Source organism: Pseudomonas sp. PDM04 (genome assembly GCF_014851765.1).
In the GTDB taxonomy this organism is placed as follows: domain Bacteria; phylum Pseudomonadota; class Gammaproteobacteria; order Pseudomonadales; family Pseudomonadaceae; genus Aquipseudomonas.
The window spans coordinates 84,782-105,124 of the sequence record NZ_JACVAI010000005.1 but is presented as its reverse complement, the minus strand read 5'-3'; the positions used below and the strand labels follow the sequence as shown (position 1 = coordinate 105,124).

The window sequence follows — 20,343 nt, the reverse complement described above, 5'->3', positions numbered from 1 at the left end:
CGATGCTCGCATATTGCGGATTGCGAGTCTGCGGACAACTTCATCCGCAGCACCCGCTCCTACAAATCGCCGATCACTTGGTGGCGGCGCCATCCGGAACGAACACGTAACCCACGCCCCAGACGGTCTGGATGTAGCGCGGCTTGGACGGATCAGGCTCGATCATCCGGCGCAGACGGGAGATCTGCACGTCGATGGAACGCTCCAGCGCATCCCACTCACGGCCACGGGCCAGGTTCATCAGCTTGTCGCGGGTCAGAGGCTGGCGGGCGTTCATGACCAGTGCCTTGAGCACCGCAAACTCGCCGGTAGTGAGCATGTGCACTTCGGCACCGCGCTTGAGCTCGCGGGTGGCCAGGGACAATTCGTAGTCCCCGAAGGTCACGCTTTCCTCTTCGCTGCCCGGCGCGCCCGGGACCGGGGCCGATTGACGGCGCAGAACCGCCTTGACGCGAGCCATCAGCTCATCGGGGTTGAACGGCTTGGCCAGGTAATCGTCGGCACCCAGCTCCAGGCCCTTGATACGGCTCAGCTCGTCGCCCTTGGCGGTGAGCATGATGATCGGAATCTGATTGTTCGCGCTGCGCAGGCGGCGGCAGGCGGTCAGACCGTCTTCGCCGGGCAGCATCAGGTCGAGGACGACCAGGTTGAACACCTCGCGCGCCAGCAGGCGGTCCATTTGCTCAGTGTTCGGGACGGCGCGGGCGCGGTAGCCCTTGCTGACGAAAAAGCGCTCCAGCAGGCTGCTGAGCCCCGGATCGTCGTCAACGATAAGAATTTTTTCGCCTTCAGCAATGTTTGCAGTGCTGCTCATTGGATGCTCCTTTGATCTCGGCGCGCATTATGGCGTAGCTGCCGTTATACGCACCGTGTGCATTGTTAGCAGATTTTTCCTTCACCGCCAGAAATACGGGCATTGTGCCTACACCCTGTGATGCCCCCGAATGACAGAACGCTGGTTATAATGCGCGGCCATTTGTGTCAGGCAACGTCTGATCATCGCTGCCGCGGCCTCTGTTTTTTTTTCCTGGTCGCCGCAGTAATTGTTCGATTTCACGGGTCAACGGCAAGCCTGTTGATCCAGGCAGCGGCGCTGGCCAGGCCGCTCAACCAGACTCGCCGAGCCCTTATTCGTGCGCCTGCGAGCCTGCTTTCACAATTTGTCAGGTGGTTTTATGGACAGCATCAACAGCCGCATCGCCGAGGAACTCGGCGTCCGCCCACAACAGGTCGAAGCGGCCGTCGCGCTACTCGATGAAGGTTCTACCGTTCCCTTCATCGCCCGTTACCGGAAAGAAGTGACCGGCAGTCTCGATGACACTCAACTGCGGCACCTGGAAGAGCGTCTGCGCTACCTGCGAGAACTCGACGAACGGCGTATCAGCATCCTCGCCAGCATCCAGGAACAGGGCAAGCTGACCCCGCAACTGGAACGCGACATCAAGCTCGCCGACACCAAGACCCGCCTCGAAGACTTGTACCTGCCGTACAAGCAGAAGCGCCGCACCAAGGGCCAGATCGCCCTGGAAGCCGGCCTCGGCGAGCTGGCCGACGGCCTGTTCAACGACCCGACCCTGAGCCCGGACACCGAAGCCGCGCGTTTCATCGACGCCGAAAAAGGCGTGGCCGATGTGAAGGCCGCCCTCGAGGGCGCCAAGTACATCCTCATGGAGCGCTTCGCCGAAGACGCCGGCCTGCTGGAAAAGCTGCGCAGCTACCTCAAGCAGGAAGCCATCCTCAGCGCCCGCGTGATTGCCGGCAAGGAAGAGGAAGGCGCCAAGTTCCGCGACTACTTCGAACACGACGAACCGCTCAAAAGCATGCCGTCGCACCGTGCCCTGGCGATTTTCCGTGGCCGCAACGAAGGCATTCTCAGCTCCGCGCTGAAAGTCGGCGACGAGTTGCCAGGCACCCTGCACCCGTGCGAGGGCATGATCGCCCAGCACGTCGGCATCCAGAACCAGAACCGCCCGGCCGACAAATGGCTGGGCGAAGTGGTGCGCTGGACCTGGAAGGTCAAGCTCTACACGCACCTCGAAACCGACCTGCTGGGCGAGCTGCGCGATGGCGCGGAAACCGAAGCGATCAACGTGTTCGCCCACAACCTGCACGACTTGCTGCTGTCGGCGCCGGCCGGCCCGCGCGCGACCCTGGGCCTCGACCCGGGCCTGCGCACCGGGTGCAAGGTCGCCGTGGTCGATGCCACCGGCAAGTTGCTGGATCACGCCACGGTCTATCCGCACGTGCCGCATAACAAGTGGGACCAGACCCTGGCCATCCTCGCCGCCCTGTGCGCCAAGCACTCGGTGGACCTGATCGCCATCGGCAACGGCACCGCCAGCCGCGAAACCGACAAACTGGCGATCGAGCTGATCAAGAAATACCCGGCCATGAAGATGACCAAGGTCATGGTGTCCGAGGCCGGTGCATCGGTGTACTCGGCATCGGAACTGGCCGCCAAGGAATTCCCGGACCTGGACGTGTCCATCCGTGGCGCGGTGTCGATCGCCCGTCGCTTGCAGGACCCGCTGGCCGAACTGGTGAAAATCGATCCGAAATCCATCGGTGTCGGCCAATACCAGCATGACGTGTCGCAGTTGAAACTGGCGCGCGGCCTGGACGCGGTGGTCGAAGACTGCGTGAACGCCGTGGGCGTGGACGTGAACACCGCTTCGGTCGCGCTGTTGGCGCGCATCTCCGGCCTCAATGCGACCCTGGCGCAGAACATTGTCAGCCACCGTGACGAGCACGGCGCGTTCAAAACCCGTGCAGCGTTGAAGAAAGTCGCGCGCCTGGGCGAAAAAACCTTCGAACAGGCCGCCGGTTTCCTGCGCGTGATGAACGGCGACAACCCGTTGGATTCGTCGGCGGTGCACCCGGAGGCCTACCCGCTGGTGCAACGCATCGCCGCTGAAACCGACCGCGACATCCGCTCGCTGATCGGTGACGCTGCGTTCCTCAAGCGCCTCGATCCGAAGAAGTACACCGACGAAACCTTCGGCCTGCCGACGGTCACCGACATTCTGCAGGAGCTGGAAAAACCCGGACGCGACCCGCGCCCCGAGTTCAAGACCGCCGAGTTCCAGGAAGGCGTCGAAGACCTCAAGGACCTGCAACCGGGGATGATCCTCGAAGGCGTGGTCACCAACGTGACCGCCTTCGGCGCCTTCGTCGACATCGGCGTGCATCAGGACGGTCTGGTGCACATTTCTGCGCTGTCGGAGAAGTTCATCAAGGACCCGCGTGAAGCGGTGAAAGCCGGTGACGTGGTGAAAGTGAAGGTGATGGAAGTCGACATTCCGCGCAAACGCGTGGGTCTGTCGATGCGCATGGGCGACACCCCGGGGGAGAAGATCGACGGCGCCCGTGGCGCGCGCCCGGGATCGGCACCGCGACAGAACAACGCCCCGCGCAAGGAAACCACGGCGGCGGCCCCGACCAACAACGCCATGGCGTCGCTGTTCGCCAACGCCAAGCAGTTGAAGAAACGCTGATGGACATCCCGGCCGGGCTGACCGAAAGCGCGTTTTTCAAGCACCTGGGCTGCCGCGTGCACAGCCTGGAAACCGGGGTGGCGCAGGTCGCCCTGGCCCTTGAACCGCCCTTGCGCAATCGGGGCGGCAAGCTGCACGGCGGGGCCCTGTTCAGCCTGGTGGACATTGCCATGGGGCTGGCCTGCTCCAGCACCCACGGCTTCGACCAGCAGAGCGCGACCATCGAATGCAAGATCAACTACATTCGCGCCGTGTCCGACGGTGAAGTGATGTGCACGGCGCGGGTGATCCATCCGGGCCGACGCACGCTGGTGGTCGAAGCGGACGTGATGCAGGGCGACAAGCTCGTCGCAAAAGCACAAGGCACGTTCGCTGTCCTGTAGCTAGAGTTCATCGATTTGAGTTAATTTCCTGTGGGAGCGAGCCAGCTCGCGATAGCGGAGTATCAGACGGCAACGACGTGACTGACACACCGCTATCGCGAGCTGGCTCGCTCCCACAGCGATTGTTCAAAAATTGATCAACCGGCGACAAAAACCAGGCGAAAACGCCAGTTTTAACTTCACCCTTGTAGACCGTCTTGACCACCCCCATATTGGGGCGACTGACGCGTGAAGGAATCCAACTTGAGCGAACTTCTCAACCGCCGCCTGGCTCTGCTCGGCGAGCGCGCTAACCTCTCTCTGCTCGAACAGTGCCTTCACGGCATCGAACGTGAATGCCTGCGCGTGACCGGCGAAGGTCGCCTGGCGCAAACGCCGCACCCGGAAGCATTGGGTTCCGCGCTGACCAACGAACAAATCACCACCGACTACTCCGAGTCGCTGCTGGAGTTCATCACTCCGGCCCTGCCTGACCCGGCCGACACGCTGGCGAGTCTGGACAGCATTCACCGCTTTGCCTACAGCAAGCTCGGCAACGAGTACCTGTGGAGTCCGTCGATGCCGTGCCCGTTGCCGGCCGAGGAAGATATCCCGATCGCCTATTACGGCACCTCCAACATCGGGCAGCTCAAGTATGTGTACCGCAAGGGCCTGGCCCTGCGCTACGGCAAGACCATGCAGTGCATTGCCGGGATCCACTACAACTTTTCCCTGCCGGAAAAACTCTGGCCGCTGCTCAAGCAGGCCGAGGGTTTCGTCGGCACCGATCGCGACTATCAGTCGTCGTCCTACATCGCCCTGATCCGCAACTTCCGTCGCTACAGCTGGCTGTTGATGTACCTGTTCGGTGCCTCGCCGGCGCTGGACGCCGGTTTCCTGCGCGGCCGCTCGCACCAGTTGGAACAACTGGATCCGGACACCCTGTACCTGCCGTACGCCACCAGCCTGCGCATGAGTGACCTGGGTTACCAGAGCAGCGCCCAGGCCGGCCTGACGCCGTGCTACAACGACCTGGCGAGCTACACCGACAGCCTGCGCCAGGCCGTGGCCACACCCTATGCGCCCTATGTGGAAATCGGCACCCATCAGGACGGTGAGTGGGTTCAGCTCAACACCAACATCCTGCAGATCGAAAACGAGTACTACTCCAACATCCGCCCCAAACGCGTGACCTACACCGGCGAGCGGCCGATCCAGGCGCTGATGGCCCGTGGCATTCAGTACGTCGAAGTGCGCTGCCTGGACATCAACCCGTTCCTGCCGATGGGCATCGACCTTACCGAGTCGCGCTTCATCGACGCCTTCCTGCTGTACTGCGCGCTGAACGACAGCCCGCTGCTGACCAACAGTTCATGCAGCGGTGCCACCTCGAACTTCCTCAGCGTGGTCAAGGAGGGCCGCCGTCCGGGCCTGCAACTGCAACGCGACGGCCAGCCGGTCGACCTCAAGGAGTGGGCCAGCGAGTTGCTCGAGAAGATTGCCCCCCTGGCGGCGTTGCTGGACCAGAGCCATGGCGGCGATGCCCACAGCAAGGCGCTGGATGCACAGTTGGCGAAGGTCCGGGACCCGTCCCTGACACCTTCGGCCCAGGTGCTGGCGGCGATGGCCGAGCACAAGGAAAGCTTCAGCCAGTTCTCCCTGCGCCAGAGCCAGGCCCATGCGGAGTTTTTCCGCAGCGAGCCCCTGAGCCGCGAAGCGCAGGCCGCGTTTGAAGAGCGCGCGCGGGCGTCGCTGGCCGAGCAAGTGGAACTGGAGCAGAACGAAGTCGGCGATTTCGATGTATTTGTCGGGTCGTATCAGGCGAGCATCCTGGCGATCAGCAACTGATCCTCGAAGGTCCTGCGGACCTTTGTCGCGAACGGGCTCGTGCCCACAGGCTCAGTGTCATCCCTGTGGCCGCGAGCCCGCTCGCCCTGGACCGCGCTGCGGTTACCTTAAAATCCTTCCACGCTAAGCTAATTCGAAAAAGTTATTTATTTTCTAATTCTTAGATCATTTAGTCTCCTTTCACGCCGATCCTCGGTCGCCTGACAAGGAGCTTCCCCATGAAACTGCACTTCCCCCTTCGCCTCCTGGCGGCCGCATCGTTGGCTGCCGCGAGTCTGTTTGCCCAGGCGGCCGACGTCACCGTCGCCTACCAGACCACCGTCGACCCGGCCAAAGTCGCCCAGGCCGACGGCGCCTATGAAAAGGCCACCAAAGCCGACATCAACTGGCGCAAATTCGATAACGGTGCCGACATCATCGCCGCCATCGCCTCCGGCGACGTGCAGATCGGCTACCTGGGCTCCAGCCCCCTGACTGCGGCCATCACCCGCAAGGTCCCGGTGGAAACCTTCCTCATCGCCACCCAGATCGGCGCCGCCGAAGCCCTGGTCGCCCGAGACGGTTCCGGGATCAAGACACCGCAGGACCTGATCGGCAAGAAAATCGCCGTGCCGTTCGTTTCCACCGGCCACTACAGCCTGCTGGCCGCACTGAAACACTGGAACATCGACCCGTCGAAGGTCACCGTGCTCAACCTCGCGCCACCGGCGATCATCGCCGCCTGGAAACGCGGTGACATCGATGCCACCTACGTGTGGGACCCGGCGCTTGGCGTGGCCAAGGAGAACGGCAAAGTGCTGATCACCTCCGGTGAGCTGGCCAAGTTCGGCGCACCGACCTTCGATGCCTGGATCGTGCGCAAGGACTTCGCCGAGAAGCACCCGGACATCGTCACCGCCTTCGCCAAAGTCACCCTCGACGCCTACGCCGACTACCGCAAGGACCCGAAAGCCTGGCTCGCCAACCAGAGCAACGTCGACAAGCTGGTGAAGCTGTCCGGCGCCAAGGCCAGCGACATTCCGTTGCTGCTGCAAGGCAACGTCTACCCTCTGGCAGCTGACCAGGTGAGCAGCCTCGGTGCACCGACCACCAAAGCCATCACCGACACCGCTGTGTTCCTCAAGGAGCAAGGCAAGGTCGAGGCCGTGCTGCCGGACTACGCACCGTACGTCAGCGCCAAGTTCATCACCAACTGATCGGAGTAGATCGCGATGGCCTTGCTACAGCTGGAGCGCATCAGCGCACAGTACCCCGGCAGCCCGGAACCGGTGCTGTCGGACATTTCCCTGAGCCTGGGGCCCCGGCAACTGCTGGTCGCCCTCGGCCCCTCCGGCAGTGGCAAGACCTCGCTGTTGAACCTGATTGCCGGCTTCGTCGAACCCAGCGCCGGGCGCATCACCCTCGATGGCGTGCCGGTCAAAGGCCCGAGCGCCGAACGGGGCGTGGTGTTCCAGGACGATGCCCTGCTGCCGTGGCAGGACGTACTGGCCAATGTCGGTTTCGGGCTCGAACTGGCCGGCGTGTCCCGTGAAAAACGCGAGGCCCGCGCCCGGGAGATGCTGGCGCTGGTCGACCTGTCCGGTTTCGAACAACGGCGGATCTGGCAGCTTTCGGGCGGGCAGAAGCAGCGGGTCGGCCTGGCTCGCGCCCTGGCCGCTGACCCTCGGGTATTGCTGATGGACGAACCGTTCGGCGCCCTCGATGCCTTCACCCGCGAACAGATGCAGGAACTGCTGTTGCAGGTGTGGCAGCGCGCCGCCAAACCGGTGTTCCTGATCACCCACGACATCGAAGAAGCGGTATTTCTTGCCACGGACCTGATTCTGCTCGCCCCCAATCCCGGACAAATCGTCGAGCGCCTGCACCTGGATTTCGCTCAGCGTTACGCGGCCGGTGAGTCAGCTCGCGCGATCAAGTCCGACCCGCGCTTTATCGAAACCCGCGAGCACGTGCTCGCCAAAGTGTTCTCCCAACGCAGCGCCGCCACGCGGCAGGAGCGCGCATGAGCAGCTATGAGATTCCCGCCGTCGCGGTCAAACCCGGCTCGTCGGTCGCGCCGCTGCGCCGTCGCTTGAGCACCCGCTGGATCAGCGCCCTGACACTGGTCGCACTGCTTGCCCTGTGGTGGGCCGTCACCGCCACCGGGTTGATCGAGCCGCTGTTTCTGCCGCCACCGGCCGCCGTGCTGCAAAAGGGCTGGTTGCTGGCGACCTCGGGCTACATGGATTCCACCCTGTGGCAGCACCTGGGCGCGAGTCTCGGGCGGATCGGCCTGGGCCTGTTCTTTGCGGTGCTGACGGCCGTGCCGGTCGGTATCGCGATAGGTGCCAACCGTATTGCACGCGGCATTCTCGACCCGCTGATCGAGTTCTATCGACCGATTCCGCCACTGGCCTACTTGCCGCTGATCGTGATCTGGTGCGGCATCGGTGAGCTGTCGAAAGTGTTGCTGATCTACCTGGCGATTTTCGCACCGATTGCCATCGCCACGGCCACCGGTGTACGCACGGTGGACCCGGCAAAACTGCGCGCGGCCCAGTCCCTGGGGGCAACTCGGGCGCAACTGATTCGCCATGTGATCCTGCCCGGTGCCCTGCCGGACATCCTGACCGGTGTGCGCATTGGCCTGGGTGTGGGCTGGTCGACACTGGTCGCCGCCGAATTGATCGCCGCCACCAGCGGCCTGGGCTTCATGGTGCAGTCGGCCGCGCAGTTCCTGGTCACCGATGTGGTGGTGCTGGGGATTCTGGTGATTGCGCTGATCGCCTTCGCCCTGGAGATGGGCCTGCGCGCCCTGCAACGCAAGCTGGTGCCGTGGCACGGCCAAGCGCATTGAACACTGACCTCTGTGGGAGCGGGCTTGCTCGCGAATGCGGTTTTACATTCAACATCTGCGTTGACTGACACGACGCATTCGCGAGCAAGCCCGCTCCCACAAAAAAACGCGGCACACCCCGAATTCGAAGAGAACCACCATGAGCAGCCTGAACATCACCCCTTTAAGCGCCGCCCTCGGCGCACAAATCAGCGGCATCGACATTAGCCAGCCGCTGTCCGTGGCCCAGCGCAATGCCATCGAACAGGCGCTGTTGAAATACCAGGTGCTGTTCTTCCGCAATCAGCCGATCACCCCGCAACAGCAAGCGCGTTTTGCAGCCAACTTCGGCGACCTGCACATCCACCCGATCTACCCCAACGTGCCGGAACAGCCGGAAGTGCTGATCCTCGACACCGCCGTCACCGACGTGCGCGACAATGCGATCTGGCACACCGACGTGACGTTCCTGCCGACCCCGGCGATGGGGGCGGTGCTGAGTGCCAAACTGCTGCCGGAGTTCGGCGGCGACACGTTGTGGGCCAGTGGCATTGCGGCCTACGAAGCACTGTCCGCACCGATGAAAAGCCTGCTGGAAGGGCTGACGGCCACCCACGATTTCACCCGTTCGTTTCCGCTGGAGCGTTATGGCAATACGCCGCAGGCCCTGGCGCAGTGGGAAGAAACACGGCGCAAGAACCCACCGCTGTCGCACCCGGTGATTCGCACCCACCCGGTCAGCGGACGTCGCTCGCTGTTCGTCAGCGAGGGTTTCACCGCGAGGATCAATGAGCTGTCGGACACTGAAAGCGAGACGATTCTGAAGTTCCTGTTCGCCCACGCCACCCGCCCGGAATTCACCATTCGCTGGCGCTGGCAGCAGGACGACATTGCGTTCTGGGATAACCGCGTGACCCAGCATTACGCGGTGGATGACTACCGTCCGGCGCGGCGGGTGATGCAGCGGGCGACGGTGTTGGGGGATGTGCCGTTCTTCAGGTGAACCCGGATGACTTCGCTGGCGGGGCTGGCCCCTTCGCGGGCAAGCCCGCTTCCACAGGAGCAATGCACTCCAGGTGTGGGAGCGGGCTTGCCCGTGAAGGGGCCGGTACAGACATTCACTAATCCCGGGCCAGGCCCTTACTCCGCCGTCGAAGGCTTCTCCCAGAGATTGATCCCACCCTCCTGGGCGAACCGGTCGATCTCCGCCAGTTCCTCCGCGCTGAAACTCAAGTTCTTCAACGCCCCGACGTTCTCGATGATCTGTTCCGGCCGGCTCGCACCGATCAGCGCCGAGGTCACGCGCGGATCGCGCAGGGTCCAGGCCAGGGCCAGTTGCGCCAGGCTCTGGCCGCGACGCTGGGCGATCTCGTTCAGCGCCCGAACGTGAGCGATGTTGGCTTCGGACAAGTGCGAGGCCTGCAATGAACCACCGCCGGGACGATTGACCCGCGCATCCGCCGGCACCCCGTTCAGGTACTTGTCGGTCAGCAACCCTTGAGCCAGCGGCGTGAAGGCAATCACCCCGGCACCCAGTTCCTCGGTGACGTCCAGCAGGTCTTTTTCCACCCAGCGATTGAGCAGGTTGTACGCGGGCTGATGAATCAGCAGCGGCACTTTCCACTCGTTCAACAATGCCGCCATCTCACGGGTTTTGACCCCGGAATACGACGAGATACCGATGTACAAGGCCTTGCCCTGCTGCACCGCCGTGGCCAGGGCGCTGGCGGTTTCTTCCAGCGGCGTGTCCGGGTCGAAGCGGTGCGAGTAGAAAATATCCACGTAGTCCAGGCCCAGGCGTTGCAGGCTCTGGTCGAGGCTCGCCAATACATACTTGCGCGAGCCGCCGCCCTGACCGTAAGGGCCGGGCCACATGTCCCAGCCGGCCTTGCTGGAGATGATCAGCTCGTCGCGGTAGTGCTTGAAGTCTTCACGCAGCAGACGCCCGAAATTGATCTCGGCGCTGCCATACGGCGGGCCATAGTTGTTGGCCAGGTCGAAATGGTTGATCCCCAGATCGAACGCCGTGCGCAGCAGGGCGCGCTGGGTGTCGATCGGCGTGCTGTCACCGAAGTTGTGCCACAGGCCCAGGGACAACGCCGGCAACACCAGGCCGCTGCGACCGACGCGGCGGTAGGGGATGGAGTCGTAGCGGTTTTCGGCAGCGGTGTAAGTCATCGAATCCTCTCTTGTCTGTCTTGAAGTTGGCATCGACTGCATGGCAAGTCACCGAGCATACGCCCAGACAAACGCCAAAAAACCTCTGACTGGATGATTAGCTGAAACGTTTCACACATTTCACCTTTCGATCTCACTGCGCCCCCGCAAATACCTCCCCCAACCAGTCCACAAACACACGGACCCGTGGCGACAGGTGGCGGTTGTGCGGGTACAACACGGAAACCGGCATGGGCGGCGGCGGGTTGTCAGGCAGGACTTCCTGGATCAGGCCCTGGGCGATCTGGGTCTCCATCCGGTATTGCGGGCACTGGATCAATCCCAGCCCGGCAATGGCCGATGCGGCGTAGATCTCGGCACCGAACACCGAAATCGCGCTGTCGATGGGTATTTCCTTGAGCTCGCCATCGACCATGAATTCGAACGGAAACAGTTTGGCGGTCGTGCGCGAGACGTAGTTCACCGCCCGGTGATGCTTGAGGTCACCGAGGGTTTTCGGTTCGCCGTACTTGCGCAGGTACGATGGGCTGGCACAGGTGATCTGGCGCAGGCTGGCCACGCGCTTGCCGATCAATGCCGAGTCGCTCAGCGTGCCGGCGCGCAGCACACAGTCGACACCTTCGGCGATCAGGTCGACAAAACGGTCGGATTCGCTGATCGACAGTTCGATCTGCGGGTAGCGCTCCATGAACTGCGGCAGCGCGGGGATCACGAAATTTTTCGCCAGGGTGCCGTGCAGGTCGACGCGCAATCGACCCTTCGGTGCGCAGCCACGGAAAGCCAGTTCGGCTTCTTCGAGCTCCGCCAGCAACTGCACACAGCGCAAGTAGTACGCCTCGCCGTCCAGCGTCGGGCGGACTTTGCGCGTACTACGCTCCATCAATCGAGTGCCGAGCCAGGCCTCGAACCGATTGAGCGTGTGGGTCAGGGTGGCGCGCGGCAGATTCAGGTCTTCGGCGGCCAGGGTGAAGCTGCTGCGTTCATAGACACGCACGAACACCCTCATCGCTTTGACTTGATCCACGCTGCGCTCCCGGCTGTCGATTGTTGGCGATTATTGAACAGTCAAGGCAACTCTCGTGCATTTATCGACCAGAGTAAACATGTGAATCTGGCTCCACCCCAACCTTCACAGGAATACTGTCATGACCACTCAGACCTCTAAAGTTGCCATCGTGACCGGTGCCTCCCGCGGCATTGGCGCGGTGATTGCCAAACAGCTGGCCAGCGAAGGTTTCGCCGTCGCCATCAACTACGCCAGCAGCGCCACCGAAGCATCGAAGCAGGTGGTGGAATTGCGCCAGGCCGGGCATCGCGCCATAGCGATCAAGGCTGACGTGGCCAACGCCGACGACGTGCGCCGGCTGTTCGACGAAACCGAAGCGCAACTGGGCAAGGTCGACGTGCTGATCAACAACGCCGGCATTCTCAAGGTCATGCCGCTGGCGCAACACAGCGACGAACTGTTCGACCAGACCTTCAACATCCACGCCCGCGGCACCTTCAACACCCTGCGCGAAGCGGCCACGCGGCTGAACGACGGTGGACGAATCGTCAATTTTTCCAGCAGCACAGTGGGCCTGAACCTGCCCGGCTACGCGGTGTACATTGCCAGCAAGGCGGCGGTGGAGTCCCTGACCCAGGTGTTCGCCAAGGAGATGCGCGGCCGCCAGATCACGGTCAACGCGGTCGCCCCGGGTCCGGTGGCGACCGACCTGTTCCTGCACGGCAAGAGTGAGGAGCAGATCCAGAACTTCGCGAAGATGGCGCCGCTGGAACGCCTGGGACAGCCGGAAGACATCGCGCGGGTGGTGTCGTTCCTGGTGGGGCCGGACTCGGCCTGGGTCAACGGGCAGATCCTGCGCGCCAATGGTGGTCTGGTTTGACTAAGCTCAATCGGAGACCGAGTTGACCCCATCGCGAGCAGGCTCGCTCCCACAGAAACCTTTTCAGGAAATCCCTTGTGGGAGCGAGCCTGCTCGCGACAGGGGCCGCGCGGACACCCCACATGCGGCAGGCAACCCATCATGCACACCACCATCATCATCACCTTCGGCCTGGCCCTTCTGGCGCTGATGCTGTTCATCGGCGAGAAGATCGGCTTCAGCCGCCAGACGCTGACCTACAGCTTCATCGTCCTGTGGCTGGCGCTGACGATGATCAACGGCGCCATTGGCGTGGTCACTGCCGGCCAGTCGGTGACCACGGAAATGATGGTCGGCAGTATCGTGTTCGGCGTGCCGGTGGCGGCGCTGGTGCTGTTCATGGTGTTGACCGCGCAGACCTGAAAGGCCCACTGCCGGTCAGCGCACCAGGTGCAGGAACTGCATGTGCCGCTCGTACTGGTCGAGGATGTCGTTGATCACCTGCTCCCGGGTGTACCCCACCAGGTCGTAGTCCTGGCTGCCTTCGCTCAGATGCACCTCGGCCCGGTAGTAACGCCGGTTGTTGAGCTGCTTGGAGCCCATGCCGCCACGGGCGAACGACGGGGTGAAATACCCGCGCATCTGCACCTGGTAGATGAACGGGTGCTGCTCGCCGTGGCCGATCTCCAGGCTGACGCTGTCATGGGCCGGGTCCGGCACCGTGACCACGTTCAGCCCCTTCTCGACGAACACTGCCGTGACCTCTTCGATGGCCGGACGCACGGTGCTTTCCATGAAACGGTAAACCTCGTCCCGCGACGGGAAATGCACCGCCTGGCTCAAACGCTGCCGCCAGCCGCCACGTCGCGCACCGGACACCGGCGCCAGGGAATGCAATTGCGCGATCTGCTTCTGCGACTCCAGATAGAACGCCTTGTGCAGCCCCCACATCATCAGCAGCAAGATCATCGAGAACGGCAACGACGTCAGCACCACCGCCGACTTCAGTGCATCGATGCTGCCGGAGAACAACAGCGCACTGGTCACCAGCGCGGTCATCGCACCCCAGAACACCCGCAGCCACTTCGGCCCGTCTTCGTCCGGGGTGCCGCCCCTGGCGGACAGCGTCGACAGCACCACGGTGCCGGAATCCGCCGAAGTGACGAAAAACACGAAGCTGATGAACACCGTGACCGCGATCACCGTTTTGCTCCACGGGTAGGTTTCCAGCAGCAGGTACAGGGTCATCGACGGGTTGTCGATGGCCGAAACGCCTAGCGCCGACATGCCGTGGTTGAGCACCTGGTCGATGGCACTGTTGCCGAAGATCGACATCCACGCCAGGGTGAAACCCAGCGGAATGAGCAGCACGCCGAAGACGAATTCGCGAATGGTCCGCCCCCGGGAAATCCGCGCAATGAACAACCCCACGAACGGCGACCAGGCAATCCACCAGGCCCAATAGAACACGGTCCAGCCACCCAGCCAGTCGCTGGGTTTGTCGTAGGCGTAGAGGTCGAAACTCTTCACCGGCAGCGCGCCAAGGTAGTCGCCGATGTTCTGGATCAGGGTGTTGAGCAGGTGCTGCGTGGGGCCGGCGAACAACACGAACAGCAGCAGCGCGCAGGCCAGCAGCATGTTGATGTCGGACATCACCCGCACGCCCTTGTCGACGCCGGACACGGCGACGATGATCGCCGCGCCCATCATCAAGGTGATCAGGCCCACCTGAATCCACTGGGTGTGGGCGACGCCGAACAGGTAGTCGAGCCCCGAGTTCAGGTGCAACACGCCAAAGCCCATGTCGGCGCCGAGGCCGAACACCGTGGCGATAATGCCAAAGCCGTCCACGGCGTAACCGATGGGGCCGTTGATGCGTTTGCCGATCAACGGATACAGCGCCGAGCGCAGGGCCAGCGGCAGGTTGTGGCGGTAGGCGAAATAGGCCAGCGCCATGCCGACAAAAGCGAACACCCCCCAGCCATGCAGGCCCCAGTGCAGAAACAGAATCTGCATCGCCTGACGCGCCGCGTCCGCCGTCCCGGCCTCGCCTTGGGGCGGTTGCGCCAGGTGAGTCAACGGCTCGGAGACGCAAAAGAAGAACAGCGTGATGCTGATCCCGGCGGCGAACAACATGCCGGCCCAGGACAGGTAACTGAATTCGGGTTCGTCGTGGTCGGCACCGAGCTTGATCTTGCCGTAGCCGGACAAGGCGGTGACCACCACGAAGACCAGATACAGGGTCATCGCGAGCAGGTAATACCAGCCGACCGTGTTGGCCGCCCAGTTTTGCGCTTGAAGAAGCCAGGCGCCAGCCTGTTCCGGCAGGGTAATGACGACCATGCCGAAGAGCAGGATGAAGGTCGCTGCGAAGTAGAACACCGGCGGGTTCATGCGCACCGGATCGTTGGCGGTGGTGGACGGCACACTCATGAGCGGTGTGCCCTTGGGCGGTGAAACGGGGCAATCAATAACGGACTCGGCAAGGGCAAGCCTCCTGTTGTGAGCGGGCAGCAAACCGGCGGTTTAACTTGAATGAGCGTTCAAGTTAAACATGAATAGGGTGCTAAGGACTAATCCACGGGCTCGACGGTCCTGTGGTTACGCTAGCTCAAGGAAGGGTAGGAGGCGCGATGCAGGAGATCGTTCCGTCGCCAATCAGCTGAATGCCCCTATCCGGCATTAGCTTGAAATCCATTCGCGAGCAGGCTCGCTCCCACAGAGAATTCCCGAAGCCCAGGTGGGAGCGAGCCTGCTCGCGATGGGGGTCGGCTCGGGCAGCGCAGACGCCGAAACTACTTCTGCGTCCCGTCATCATGTTGCAGATTGGCCTGCGTCAGGTTCGACCCCGCCGGCACGCTGCGGGTCAGCCAGACGTTGCCGCCGATGGTCGAGCCCTTGCCGATGGTGATCCGCCCCAGGATGGTCGCACCGGCATAGATCACCACGTCGTCTTCGACGATCGGGTGCCGTGGATGGCCCTTCTGCAACTGCCCGTCTTCATCCGCCGGGAAGCGCTTGGCCCCCAGGGTGACGGCCTGATAAATGCGCACGCGCTCGCCGATGATCGCCGTTTCGCCAATCACCACGCCGGTGCCGTGGTCGATGAAGAAACTGCGGCCGATCTGCGCGCCGGGATGGATGTCGATGCCCGTCGCCGAATGGGCGATTTCCGCGCTGATCCGCGCGAGCAAGGGCAGCCCGGCACGGTAAAGATGATGGGCGAGGCGATGGTGGATCACCGCCAGGATTCCCGGGTAGCACAACAACACTTCATCGACGCTGCGGGCCGCCGGGTCGCCGTGATAGGCCGCCAGCACGTCGGTATCCAGCAGGCTGCGCAACCCTGGCAGGGCGAGGGCGAACGCCTGGATGATCGCAATGGTCCTGGCCTCGACCTCGGAGTCGGCCTCGGCGTTGTGACGGGCGACGTAGCGCAGCTCCAGTCGTGCCTGGCCCAACAATGCGTTCAGCGCAACGTCCAGGGTGTGGCCGACGTAGAAGTCTTCGCTCTCTTCACGCAGGTCCACGGGCCCCAGGCGCATCGGAAACAACGCCCCGCACAACGCTTCGAGAATTTCCGCCATGGCCGCTCTCGAGGGCAGCTCACGACCGCCCTGCTCGCCGCTGGCGCGGCCGTTTTGCGTACGCCACTGGTCACGCGCGGTGCGCAGCTGGCTGACGATGGTCTGCAATTGCCAATGGCTGGAACGCTCGCTCACGGTAAAAACTCCACACGGGCGGCCGGACTGTCTGGCCGCGCTGACGGCGATTACTTTACGGCAAGCGTCGGAAGCCGAATTAAGAACCGATTGTGCTGTGCTCAGTACTTTTGGCTATAAGTGATTGGCGGTTGCCCACCCTGATAGCCGTGCTTATAGTCCCGACACTCAGCCCCCCGACTGTCAGTCCGACATGCAACCGCCAGAGGACCCATGATCAAACATCAGCTTGCCCGTTTCGACCGCCTCGACTTGCTCAGCCACCCGACCCCGCTGGAAAAACTCGAGCGCCTGTCGAGCTGGCTGGGCCGCGACGTTTACGTAAAACGCGATGACCTGACGCCGTTGGCAATGGGTGGCAACAAGCTGCGCAAGCTCGAATACCTGGGTGCCGATGCCCTGGCCCAGGGTGCGGACACGTTGATCACCGCTGGCGCGCTGCAATCCAACCACGTGCGCCAGACCGCCGCCCTCGCGGCCCGGCTTGGCCTGGGTTGCGTCGCCCTGCTGGAGAATCCCCTCGGCACCGACGACAGCAACTACGTCGGCAATGGCAATCGACTGCTACTGGACCTGTTCGACGCCAGGGTCGAATTGGTGGAGAACCTGGACAACGCCGACGAACAGCTGCAGGCACTCGCAGCGCGCCTGCGCAGCACCGGCAAGAAGCCGTACCTGGTGCCGATCGGCGGCTCCAATGCGCTGGGTGCCCTGGGTTACGTACGGGCCGGCCTGGAACTGGCCGAACAGATCAAGGATACCGGCCTGGCGTTCGCGGCCGTGGTCCTGGCCTCGGGCAGCGCCGGCACCCACAGTGGCCTGGCACTGGCACTGAGCGAAGCCCTGCCGGACCTGCCGGTGATTGGCGTGACCGTGTCGCGCAGCGATGAAGATCAGCGCCCGAAAGTCCAGGGCCTGGCCGAACGGACCGCAGCGCTGCTTGAAGTGAACCTGCCGTCAGCTTTCAAGGTCGAGCTGTGGGACGAGTACTTCGCCCCGCGCTACGGCGAGCCGAATGCCGGGACCCTGGCAGCGGTCAAACTGCTGGCGAGCCAGGAAGGCCTGCTGCTGGACCCGGTCTACACTGGCAAGGCCATGGCCGGTTTGCTCGACGGCATCGGCCGTCAGCGTTTCGAGGCTGGGCCGATCATTTTCCTGCACACCGGTGGCGCACCCGCGTTGTTTGCCTACAAGGATTTTCTGTAAGGAAACAGTGAAGGCCCAGTTATTCCAATAAGGAATAACAAAGATAATATTCATTATTTTCCTATCTAAAAGAGCCATCATATAGTCATAACGCAGGCAAATTGCCGCGAGACGCATAAGCTGCTTTAGGGCAGGATATTGCAGTCGTTCAAATCCCGATTTCGCCAACATCCTAGAAGCGTCTTCATAAGAAAACACAGGGGCTTGTCATGAATTTTTCCGCACTACGTCGAAATCTGCTGGTCGGTTCGCTGGGCCTGGCTTTGAGCGCCGGCCTGCTGGGGCAAGCGGTTGCCGGTGAGCAGCTGCAAAAAATCAAGGACGCAGGCGTGATCAACGTCGGCCTGGAAGGCACTTATCCACCGTTCAGCTTCGTCAACGCCGACGGCAAGCTGGCCGGCTTCGAGGTCGAATTCTCCGAAGCCCTGGCCAAGGAGCTGGGCGTGAAGGTCAAACTGCAGCCGACCAAATGGGACGGCATCCTCGCGGCCCTGGAATCCAAGCGTCTGGACGCGGTGATCAACCAGGTGACCATCTCCGAGGAACGCAAGAAAAAGTATGACTTCTCCGAGCCGTACACCGTTTCCGGGATCCAGGCACTGGTGCTGAAAAAGAACGAGAACACCATCAAGACTGCGGCCGACCTGGCCGGCAAGAAAGTCGGCGTGGGTCTGGGCACCAACTACGAACAGTGGGTCAAAGCCAACGTGCCCCAGGCTGACGTGCGCACCTACGAAGACGATCCGACCAAGTTCCAGGACCTGCGTGTCGGCCGCATCGACGCCATCCTGATCGACCGCCTGGCCGCGCTGGAATACGCCAAGAAAGCCAAGGACACCACCGCCGCCGGCGAAGCGTTCTCCCGCCAGGAAGCCGGTATTGCCCTGCGCAAAGGCGAGCCGGAGCTGCTGGCAGCGATCAACACCGCCATCGACAAGCTGCGCGCCGACGGCACGCTGAAGAAGCTTTCGGAAAAATACTTCAGCGCTGACGTCACTCAATAATGGAAGAAGCTTTCCAACTCGCACTGGATTCCGCGCCCTTTCTGCTCAAGGGCGCGTACTACACGGTGATCCTGAGCCTGGGCGGAATGTTCTTCGGCCTGCTGATGGGCTTCGGCCTGGCGTTGATGCGCCTGTCGCGCTTCAAACTGGTGAGCTGGATTGCCCGCATCTACGTGTCGTTCTTTCGCGGCACGCCGTTGCTGGTGCAACTGTTCGTGATCTATTACGGCTTGCCGCAACTGGGTGTCGAGCTGGATCCGTTGCCAGCCGCCCTGATCGGCTTCTCGCTGAACATGGCGGCCTATGCCTGCGAAATCCTGCGGGCCGCGATCAGCTCCATCGAGCGCGGCCAGTGGGAAGCTGCGGCCAGTATCGGCATGACCCGTGCGCAAACCCTGCGCCGGGCCATCCTGCCCCAGGCCATGCGCACGGCGCTGCCGCCGCTGGGCAACAGCTTCATCTCGCTGGTCAAGGACACGGCACTGGCCGCCACCATCCAGGTGCCGGAACTGTTCCGCCAGGCGCAGCTGATTACCGCCCGGACTTTCGAAATTTTCACCATGTATCTGGCCGCCGCGCTGATCTACTGGGTTCTGGCCACGGTGCTGTCGCACCTGCAGAACCAGTTGGAAGCCCGGGTCAATCGGCACGACCAGGAGTCCTGACCCCATGATTGTCGTGGAAAAACTGACAAAGCAGTTCAAGGGTCAGGTCGTGCTCAACGGCATCGATCTGGAGGTGAAGGAAGGTGAGGTGGTGGCGATCATCGGGCCCTCCGGCTCGGGTAAAACCACGTTCCTGCGTTGCCTGAACTTCCTCGAGGAGCCCAGCAGTGGCCGAATCAAGGTCGGCGACATCGAGATCGATGGCAGCCGCCCGTTGAACCAGCAGCAGGCCCTGGTGCGGCGCTTGCGCCAGCACGTTGGCTTCGTGTTCCAGAACTTCAACCTGTTCCCCCATCGCACGGCACTGGAAAACGTCGTCGAAGGTCCGATCGTGGTGAAGAAGACACCGCCCGCCGAAGCCATTGCCCTGGGCAGGAAGCTGCTGGCCAGGGTCGGCCTGGCCGGCAAGGAAGATGCTTACCCGCGACGCCTTTCCGGCGGTCAGCAACAGCGCGTGGCCATCGCCCGGGCCCTGGCGATGGAGCCGGAAGTGATCCTGTTCGATGAACCCACTTCGGCGCTCGATCCGGAATTGGTGGGTGAGGTGCTGTCGACCATCCGCAGCCTGGCCGAGGAAAAACGCACCATGGTGATTGTCACCCACGAAATGGGTTTTGCCCGTGACGTGGCCAACCGCGTGGTGTTTTTCGACAAGGGCGTGATCGTTGAACAAGGCGAAGCCAAGGCGCTGTTTGCCAATCCAAAAGAAGAGCGGACCAAACAGTTTCTCAGCAAGTTTCTCAACAACGCCCACAACTAAGTCGTCATGACAAAATGTTAACTTCCATGGATGGAAGTCATTTCATACTCCGATACCGCCTGCCCCCAAACTAAACCCGCCATTCCCGCCTTCACCGTTGTGTGCGGTACATATCTATGTCCTGCCTGGCATTCAACGCGCCTAGAATCCATTTGACCTTCAGAGCCTGAGCAAAGGGTTGCCTAGCCGAAGCGCACGCACGGGCCGATTCCGCGGATATGTTCGACCAGGCATTGCGGCTTCTTAACCTGAGTACGTAGGAGCTTTCTGAATAACATCGTATTCATTACTTCACTAACTCACTCTATTGACACTTATTGGCGCGCACTTTTATCTAGCGCCGATCAATCTGCACACTCTTGTTTGAGCAGTCAGTTATCAGGCACTTGTGACTCGGTCATTCAGTTATTCAAGAAACGGACTT

The 20,343-nt window shown here is 62.3% G+C and carries 18 protein-coding genes; 13 read left to right on the top strand and 5 right to left on the bottom strand.

The genetic code is table 11. The features are described from left to right. Nucleotides 1-73: 73 nt before the first annotated feature. A complete protein-coding gene (gene ompR, locus IB249_RS20105; RefSeq protein ID WP_192307465.1) occupies nt 74-814 on the bottom strand; it encodes a two-component system response regulator OmpR in 741 nt (246 codons plus the stop codon). 361 nt (nt 815-1,175) lie between these two features. Here ompR and IB249_RS20100 point away from each other — a divergent pair, with 361 nt between their 5' ends. The 7 genes from IB249_RS20100 (at nt 1,176) to tauD (ending at nt 9,522) form a co-directional block, all read left to right on the top strand. Then, a complete protein-coding gene (locus IB249_RS20100) occupies nt 1,176-3,494 on the top strand; it encodes a Tex family protein (protein WP_192307464.1) in 2,319 nt (772 codons plus the stop codon). Next, nucleotides 3,494-3,877, top strand: a complete 384-nt coding sequence (locus IB249_RS20095) for a PaaI family thioesterase (RefSeq protein WP_192307463.1) — start codon at nt 3,494-3,496, stop codon at nt 3,875-3,877. The genes IB249_RS20100 and IB249_RS20095 overlap by 1 nt, the downstream gene beginning before the upstream one ends. Nucleotides 3,878-4,120: 243 nt before the next feature. Further along, nucleotides 4,121-5,704: a glutamate--cysteine ligase gene (gene gshA / locus IB249_RS20090; RefSeq protein ID WP_192307462.1), complete on the top strand. Its 1,584-nt coding sequence runs from the start codon at nt 4,121-4,123 to the stop codon at nt 5,702-5,704. Between the two features lie 218 nt (nt 5,705-5,922). Then, nucleotides 5,923-6,900: a taurine ABC transporter substrate-binding protein gene (tauA, locus tag IB249_RS20085; protein WP_192307461.1), complete on the top strand. Its 978-nt coding sequence runs from the start codon at nt 5,923-5,925 to the stop codon at nt 6,898-6,900. 15 nt (nt 6,901-6,915) lie between these two features. Next, on the top strand, nt 6,916-7,710 hold the full coding sequence (gene tauB, locus IB249_RS20080; RefSeq protein ID WP_192307460.1) for a taurine ABC transporter ATP-binding subunit: 795 nt from the start codon (nt 6,916-6,918) through the stop codon (nt 7,708-7,710). Beyond that, nucleotides 7,707-8,540 carry a taurine ABC transporter permease TauC gene (tauC, locus tag IB249_RS20075; protein ID WP_192307459.1) on the top strand — a complete coding sequence of 278 codons (834 nt, stop codon included), beginning with the start codon at nt 7,707-7,709 and terminating at the stop codon, nt 8,538-8,540. Before tauB ends, tauC begins: the two co-directional genes overlap by 4 nt. A 139-nt stretch (nt 8,541-8,679) precedes the next feature. Beyond that, entirely contained in the window at nt 8,680-9,522 is an 843-nt protein-coding gene (gene tauD, locus IB249_RS20070; RefSeq protein ID WP_192307458.1) for a taurine dioxygenase, read from the top strand. A 137-nt stretch (nt 9,523-9,659) separates the two neighbouring features. Here tauD and mgrA read toward each other — a convergent pair whose 3' ends face one another. Both mgrA and IB249_RS20060 read right to left on the bottom strand, forming a co-directional pair. After that, nucleotides 9,660-10,697: an L-glyceraldehyde 3-phosphate reductase gene (mgrA, locus tag IB249_RS20065; protein WP_192307457.1), complete on the bottom strand. Its 1,038-nt coding sequence runs from the start codon at nt 10,695-10,697 to the stop codon at nt 9,660-9,662. A gap of 133 nt (nt 10,698-10,830) precedes the next feature. Further along, complete coding sequence (locus IB249_RS20060) at nt 10,831-11,721, bottom strand: LysR family transcriptional regulator (protein ID WP_192307456.1); 891 nt, start codon at nt 11,719-11,721, stop codon at nt 10,831-10,833. Between the two features lie 121 nt (nt 11,722-11,842). Here IB249_RS20060 and IB249_RS20055 point away from each other — a divergent pair, with 121 nt between their 5' ends. Both IB249_RS20055 and IB249_RS20050 read left to right on the top strand, forming a co-directional pair. Next, entirely contained in the window at nt 11,843-12,583 is a 741-nt protein-coding gene (locus IB249_RS20055) for an SDR family oxidoreductase (RefSeq protein WP_192307455.1), read from the top strand. A 141-nt stretch (nt 12,584-12,724) separates the two neighbouring features. Then, nucleotides 12,725-12,985 (top strand): hypothetical protein, encoded by a 261-nt coding sequence (locus tag IB249_RS20050; protein WP_192307454.1) that lies wholly within the window; start codon nt 12,725-12,727, stop codon nt 12,983-12,985. A gap of 15 nt (nt 12,986-13,000) precedes the next feature. Here IB249_RS20050 and betT read toward each other — a convergent pair whose 3' ends face one another. Then, nucleotides 13,001-14,956, bottom strand: coding sequence for a choline transporter BetT (gene betT, locus IB249_RS20045; RefSeq protein WP_192307843.1), 1,956 nt, complete (start codon nt 14,954-14,956; stop codon nt 13,001-13,003). 401 nt (nt 14,957-15,357) lie between these two features. Continuing rightward, the gene (gene epsC / locus IB249_RS20040) at nt 15,358-16,284 is read right to left on the bottom strand and encodes a serine O-acetyltransferase EpsC (protein WP_192307453.1); all 927 of its coding nucleotides are present in this window, start codon (nt 16,282-16,284) and stop codon (nt 15,358-15,360) included. Nucleotides 16,285-16,497: 213 nt separating this feature from the next. Here epsC and IB249_RS20035 point away from each other — a divergent pair, with 213 nt between their 5' ends. From IB249_RS20035 to tcyN, 4 genes are all read left to right on the top strand, one after another. After that, complete coding sequence (locus tag IB249_RS20035) at nt 16,498-17,490, top strand: D-cysteine desulfhydrase (RefSeq protein ID WP_192307452.1); 993 nt, start codon at nt 16,498-16,500, stop codon at nt 17,488-17,490. Nucleotides 17,491-17,699: 209 nt separating this feature from the next. Continuing rightward, on the top strand, nt 17,700-18,494 hold the full coding sequence (gene tcyJ / locus IB249_RS20030; RefSeq protein ID WP_192307451.1) for a cystine ABC transporter substrate-binding protein: 795 nt from the start codon (nt 17,700-17,702) through the stop codon (nt 18,492-18,494). Continuing rightward, nucleotides 18,494-19,159 (top strand): cystine ABC transporter permease, encoded by a 666-nt coding sequence (gene tcyL / locus IB249_RS20025; protein WP_192307450.1) that lies wholly within the window; start codon nt 18,494-18,496, stop codon nt 19,157-19,159. Before tcyJ ends, tcyL begins: the two co-directional genes overlap by 1 nt. 4 nt (nt 19,160-19,163) lie before the next feature. Then, nucleotides 19,164-19,919, top strand: a complete 756-nt coding sequence (gene tcyN / locus IB249_RS20020) for an L-cystine ABC transporter ATP-binding protein TcyN (protein ID WP_192307449.1) — start codon at nt 19,164-19,166, stop codon at nt 19,917-19,919. The last annotated feature ends 424 nt before the right edge of the window (nt 19,920-20,343 follow it).

Coding starts and splice junctions, on each gene's coding strand:
- ompR (WP_192307465.1), bottom strand. CDS start 814: ATGAGCAGCACTGCAAACATTGCTGAAGGCGAAAAAATTCTTATCGTT.
- IB249_RS20100 (WP_192307464.1), top strand. CDS start 1,176: ATGGACAGCATCAACAGCCGCATCGCCGAGGAACTCGGCGTCCGCCCA.
- IB249_RS20095 (WP_192307463.1), top strand. CDS start 3,494: ATGGACATCCCGGCCGGGCTGACCGAAAGCGCGTTTTTCAAGCACCTG.
- tauA (WP_192307461.1), top strand. CDS start 5,923: ATGAAACTGCACTTCCCCCTTCGCCTCCTGGCGGCCGCATCGTTGGCT.
- tauB (WP_192307460.1), top strand. CDS start 6,916: ATGGCCTTGCTACAGCTGGAGCGCATCAGCGCACAGTACCCCGGCAGC.
- tauC (WP_192307459.1), top strand. CDS start 7,707: ATGAGCAGCTATGAGATTCCCGCCGTCGCGGTCAAACCCGGCTCGTCG.
- tauD (WP_192307458.1), top strand. CDS start 8,680: ATGAGCAGCCTGAACATCACCCCTTTAAGCGCCGCCCTCGGCGCACAA.
- mgrA (WP_192307457.1), bottom strand. CDS start 10,697: ATGACTTACACCGCTGCCGAAAACCGCTACGACTCCATCCCCTACCGC.
- IB249_RS20055 (WP_192307455.1), top strand. CDS start 11,843: ATGACCACTCAGACCTCTAAAGTTGCCATCGTGACCGGTGCCTCCCGC.
- IB249_RS20050 (WP_192307454.1), top strand. CDS start 12,725: ATGCACACCACCATCATCATCACCTTCGGCCTGGCCCTTCTGGCGCTG.
- betT (WP_192307843.1), bottom strand. CDS start 14,956: ATGAACCCGCCGGTGTTCTACTTCGCAGCGACCTTCATCCTGCTCTTC.
- IB249_RS20035 (WP_192307452.1), top strand. CDS start 16,498: ATGATCAAACATCAGCTTGCCCGTTTCGACCGCCTCGACTTGCTCAGC.
- tcyJ (WP_192307451.1), top strand. CDS start 17,700: ATGAATTTTTCCGCACTACGTCGAAATCTGCTGGTCGGTTCGCTGGGC.
- tcyL (WP_192307450.1), top strand. CDS start 18,494: ATGGAAGAAGCTTTCCAACTCGCACTGGATTCCGCGCCCTTTCTGCTC.
- tcyN (WP_192307449.1), top strand. CDS start 19,164: ATGATTGTCGTGGAAAAACTGACAAAGCAGTTCAAGGGTCAGGTCGTG.